Source organism: Pseudarthrobacter sp. NPDC092424 (genome assembly GCF_044754925.1).
Taxonomy (GTDB): domain Bacteria; phylum Actinomycetota; class Actinomycetes; order Actinomycetales; family Micrococcaceae; genus Arthrobacter.
On the sequence record NZ_JBIVQC010000017.1, the window covers coordinates 1 to 5,656 of the forward strand.

Genomic DNA, 5,656 nt, shown 5'->3' on the forward strand with positions numbered 1-5,656 from the left:
TGTGTCTGTTGTTTGAGAACTCAATAGTGTGCCAAGTTTATTGATACCGATTTTTTATGAATTGGTTGGATTTGCTGTGCCGCCACCCCGTGGTGTGCATGGTTTTTACAGCTGGTTTCAAATTTTGTGCAGCTGGTTGCGGCGTTTTCCCGTCGTTTCCGGTTGTGTCTGTTTTTGTTTTACTTCAACGGAGAGTTTGATCCTGGCTCAGGATGAACGCTGGCGGCGTGCTTAACACATGCAAGTCGAACGATGAAGGGAGCTTGCTCCTGGATTAGTGGCGAACGGGTGAGTAACACGTGAGTAACCTGCCCTTAACTCTGGGATAAGCCTGGGAAACTGGGTCTAATACCGGATATGACTCCTCATCGCATGGTGGGGGGTGGAAAGCTTTTTGTGGTTTTGGATGGACTCGCGGCCTATCAGCTTGTTGGTGAGGTAATGGCTTACCAAGGCGACGACGGGTAGCCGGCCTGAGAGGGTGACCGGCCACACTGGGACTGAGACACGGCCCAGACTCCTACGGGAGGCAGCAGTGGGGAATATTGCACAATGGGCGCAAGCCTGATGCAGCGACGCCGCGTGAGGGATGACGGCCTTCGGGTTGTAAACCTCTTTCAGTAGGGAAGAAGCGAAAGTGACGGTACCTGCAGAAGAAGCGCCGGCTAACTACGTGCCAGCAGCCGCGGTAATACGTAGGGCGCAAGCGTTATCCGGAATTATTGGGCGTAAAGAGCTCGTAGGCGGTTTGTCGCGTCTGCCGTGAAAGTCCGGGGCTCAACTCCGGATCTGCGGTGGGTACGGGCAGACTAGAGTGATGTAGGGGAGACTGGAATTCCTGGTGTAGCGGTGAAATGCGCAGATATCAGGAGGAACACCGATGGCGAAGGCAGGTCTCTGGGCATTAACTGACGCTGAGGAGCGAAAGCATGGGGAGCGAACAGGATTAGATACCCTGGTAGTCCATGCCGTAAACGTTGGGCACTAGGTGTGGGGGACATTCCACGTTTTCCGCGCCGTAGCTAACGCATTAAGTGCCCCGCCTGGGGAGTACGGCCGCAAGGCTAAAACTCAAAGGAATTGACGGGGGCCCGCACAAGCGGCGGAGCATGCGGATTAATTCGATGCAACGCGAAGAACCTTACCAAGGCTTGACATGGACCGGACCGGGCTGGAAACAGTCCTTCTCCTTTGGGGCCGGTTCACAGGTGGTGCATGGTTGTCGTCAGCTCGTGTCGTGAGATGTTGGGTTAAGTCCCGCAACGAGCGCAACCCTCGTTCTATGTTGCCAGCACGTGATGGTGGGGACTCATAGGAGACTGCCGGGGTCAACTCGGAGGAAGGTGGGGACGACGTCAAATCATCATGCCCCTTATGTCTTGGGCTTCACGCATGCTACAATGGCCGGTACAAAGGGTTGCGATACTGTGAGGTGGAGCTAATCCCAAAAAGCCGGTCTCAGTTCGGATTGGGGTCTGCAACTCGACCCCATGAAGTCGGAGTCGCTAGTAATCGCAGATCAGCAACGCTGCGGTGAATACGTTCCCGGGCCTTGTACACACCGCCCGTCAAGTCACGAAAGTTGGTAACACCCGAAGCCGGTGGCCTAACCCCTTGTGGGAGGGAGCTGTCGAAGGTGGGACTGGCGATTGGGACTAAGTCGTAACAAGGTAGCCGTACCGGAAGGTGCGGCTGGATCACCTCCTTTCTAAGGAGCGCCTACAACGTCATGGCCGGTGCATGCTGGTGGTGGGGTTGTCAGGAGTATATGCCCGTTGCGCAGACGTATGTTCTGCGGCGGGTGCTCATGGGTGGAATATCAATGAATAGGTGCCTGGTGGCGCGGATTGGTTTGGTTAGTACGGGCTGGCTCTTCGGGGTTGGTTGTGGAACGGAAGCCGGTTCGGGTTGTTGGGTGGTGTTTGGCACACTGTTGGGTCCTGAGGCAACAGGGCCGGGTTTTGCCCGGGTTTGTTTGTTTCTGGTTTCCTGGCTGCATCGATCATGCATGGTTCGCTCCTTTGGGGGTGTTGTGTGTGGGGTGTGTGGTACGGGGTTGTTGTTTGAGAACTACATAGTGGACGCGAGCATCTTTTATAAGAAGCAATTTCCAAGATATGAACCTGGATCTGGCTGCATCGTTTGGTGTGGTTGGTTTCGTGGTTCTCTCGAGTGTTTTTTGTTTTTGATCTTTGTGGTCAAGTTTTTAAGAGCACACGGTGGATGCCTTGGCATTAGGAGCCGAAGAAGGACGTAGGAATCTGCGATAAGCCTGGGGGAGTCGATAACCGGACTGTGATCCCAGGGTGTCCGAATGGGGAAACCCCGCTGAGCGCGCGAGTGACTCAGTGACCCGCATCTGAACACATAGGGTGCGTGGAGGGAACGCGGGGAAGTGAAACATCTCAGTACCCGCAGGAAGAGAAAACAATAGTGATTCCGTTAGTAGTGGCGAGCGAACGCGGATCAGGCTAAACCGTTCCATGTGTGATAGCCGGCGGGCGTTGCATGGTCGGGGTTGTGGGACTTTCCGTTCCAGTTCTGCCGGACTGGTGAGGTGAGAGCGCGTGCATAGGTGAACGGTTTTGAAAGGCCGGCCAGAGAGGGTGTTAGTCCCGTAACCGTAATGTTGTGCGCCGCCTGGGAAGTATCCCAAGTAGTACGGGGCCCGAGAAATCCCGTGCGAATCTGTCAGGACCACCTGATAAGCCTAAATACTCCCTAATGACCGATAGCGGACCAGTACCGTGAGGGAAAGGTGAAAAGTACCCCGGGAGGGGAGTGAAACAGTACCTGAAACCGTGTGCTTACAATCCGTCGGAGCAGCCTTGTAGTTGTGACGGCGTGCCTTTTGAAGAATGAGCCTGCGAGTTAGTGTTACGTCGCGAGGTTAACCCGTGTGGGGGAGCCGTAGCGAAAGCGAGTCTGAATAGGGCGTTGCAGTGGCGTGATCTAGACCCGAAGCGAAGTGATCTACCCATGGCCAGGTTGAAGCGACGGTAAGACGTCGTGGAGGACCGAACCCACTTCAGTTGAAAATGGAGGGGATGAGCTGTGGGTAGGGGTGAAAGGCCAATCAAACTTCGTGATAGCTGGTTCTCCCCGAAATGCATTTAGGTGCAGCGTTGCGTGTTTCTTGCTGGAGGTAGAGCTACTGGATGGCTAATGGGCCCTACAAGGTTACTGACGTCAGCCAAACTCCGAATGCCGGTAAGTGAGAGCGCAGCAGTGAGACTGTGGGGGATAAGCTTCATAGTCGAGAGGGAAACAGCCCAGACCACCAACTAAGGCCCCTAAGCGTGTGCTAAGTGGGAAAGGATGTGGAGTTGCGAAGACAACCAGGAGGTTGGCTTAGAAGCAGCCATCCTTAAAAGAGTGCGTAATAGCTCACTGGTCAAGTGATTCCGCGCCGACAATGTAGCGGGGCTCAAGTACACCGCCGAAGTTGTGGCATTCAGGTATTAGCTAAGCCCTTGTGGTTCAGGCGCCTGGATGGGTAGGGGAGCGTCGTGTGGGCGGTGAAGTCGCGGTGTAAACCAGCGGTGGAGCCTACACGAGTGAGAATGCAGGCATGAGTAGCGAAAGACGGGTGAGAAACCCGTCCGCCGAATGATCAAGGGTTCCAGGGTCAAGCTAATCTGCCCTGGGTAAGTCGGGACCTAAGGCGAGGCCGACAGGCGTAGTCGATGGACAACGGGTTGATATTCCCGTACCGGCGAAAAACCGCCCATGTTGAACAGGGGATACTAACCGCCCGAGACCTGCCCGACACCCCTTGTGGGTGAAGGGTTTTGGTGGAGCGCGGGACCTGATCCTGGGAGGCAAGCGTATTAACAGGTGTGACGCAGGAAGGTAGCCGAGCCGGGCGATGGTTGTCCCGGTCTAAGGATGTAGGGCGAACGGTAGGCAAATCCGCTGTTCATGATGCCTGAGATCTGATGGGACCCCCGTATGGGGGGATTTGGTGATCCTATGCTGCCGAGAAAAGCATCGACGCGAGGTTTTAGCCGCCCGTACCCCAAACCGACACAGGTGATCAGGTAGAGAATACTAAGGCGATCGAGAGAATTATGGTTAAGGAACTCGGCAAAATGCCCCCGTAACTTCGGGAGAAGGGGGGCCCCAACCTTGAACACCACTTGCTGGTGGGAGGGGATCGGGGCCGCAGAGACCAGGGGGAAGCGACTGTTTACTAAAAACACAGGTCCGTGCGAAGTCGCAAGACGATGTATACGGACTGACTCCTGCCCGGTGCTGGAAGGTTAAGAGGACCGGTTAGCCGCAAGGCGAAGCTGAGAATTTAAGCCCCAGTAAACGGCGGTGGTAACTATAACCATCCTAAGGTAGCGAAATTCCTTGTCGGGTAAGTTCCGACCTGCACGAATGGAGTAACGACTTCCCCGCTGTCTCAACCATAAACTCGGCGAAATTGCAGTACGAGTAAAGATGCTCGTTACGCGCAGCAGGACGGAAAGACCCCGAGACCTTTACTATAGTTTGGTATTGGTGTTCGGAGTGGCTTGTGTAGGATAGGTGGGAGACGTTGAAGCCCGGACGCCAGTTCGGGTGGAGTCATCGTTGAAATACCACTCTGGTCACTTTGGACATCTAACTTCGGCCCGTAATCCGGGTCAGGGACAGTGCCTGATGGGTAGTTTAACTGGGGCGGTTGCCTCCTAAAAAGTAACGGAGGCGCCCAAAGGTTCCCTCAGCCTGGTTGGCAATCAGGTGTCGAGTGTAAGTGCACAAGGGAGCTTGACTGTGAGAGAGACATCTCGAGCAGGGACGAAAGTCGGGACTAGTGATCCGGCGGTACATTGTGGAATGGCCGTCGCTCAACGGATAAAAGGTACCTCGGGGATAACAGGCTGATCTTGCCCAAGAGTCCATATCGACGGCATGGTTTGGCACCTCGATGTCGGCTCGTCGCATCCTGGGGCTGGAGTAGGTCCCAAGGGTTGGGCTGTTCGCCCATTAAAGCGGTACGCGAGCTGGGTTTAGAACGTCGTGAGACAGTTCGGTCCCTATCCGCTGCGCGCGCAGGAAATTTGAGAAGGGCTGTCCTTAGTACGAGAGGACCGGGACGGACGAACCTCTGGTGTGTCAGTTGTACTGCCAAGTGCACCGCTGATTAGCTACGTTCGGATGGGATAACCGCTGAAAGCATCTAAGCGGGAAGCTCGCTTCAAGATGAGATTTCCATACACCTCGTGTGTGAGAGGCCCCCAGCCAGACCACTGGGTTGATAGGCCGGATGTGGAAGCGAGGACTAAAGACTCGTGAAGCTGACCGGTACTAATAGGCCAACAACTTACACCACCAAGAAAACAAGAATGCTTGCGTCCACTATGTGGTTCCCAACCAACAACCCTTCACAGGGTTCACCGTTGAAGGAACATAACTGAATACAACACCACAGCTCCCTAACCGGAGCATGTTGTAACCACAAAGATTTCCCCACCCCATAACAGGGTGCGGGTCGAAGGGTTACGGCGGTCATAGCGTGGGGGAAACGCCCGGTCCCATTCCGAACCCGGAAGCTAAGACCCACAGCGCCGATGGTACTGCACCCGGGAGGGTGTGGGAGAGTAGGTCACCGCCGGACACACATTGGTCGAGGCCCCGAACCACCAGGTTCGGGGCCTCCCACATTTAA

3 rRNA genes are annotated in these 5,656 nt (G+C 55.2%); all 3 read left to right on the forward strand.

Annotated elements, in window-relative coordinates:
* Window positions 1-184: 184 nt before the first annotated feature.
* The 3 genes from ACIQCN_RS15235 to rrf all read left to right on the forward strand — a co-directional run bounded on the left by ACIQCN_RS15235 (window position 185) and on the right by rrf (window position 5,605).
* Window positions 185-1,708, forward strand: a 16S ribosomal RNA gene (locus tag ACIQCN_RS15235).
* A 488-nt stretch (window positions 1,709-2,196) separates the two neighbouring features.
* A 23S ribosomal RNA gene (locus ACIQCN_RS15240) occupies window positions 2,197-5,320 on the forward strand.
* Between the two features lie 168 nt (window positions 5,321-5,488).
* Window positions 5,489-5,605, forward strand: a 5S ribosomal RNA gene (gene rrf / locus ACIQCN_RS15245).
* The 16S, 23S and 5S rRNA genes sit together here, the layout of an rRNA operon.
* The last annotated feature ends 51 nt before the right edge of the window (window positions 5,606-5,656 follow it).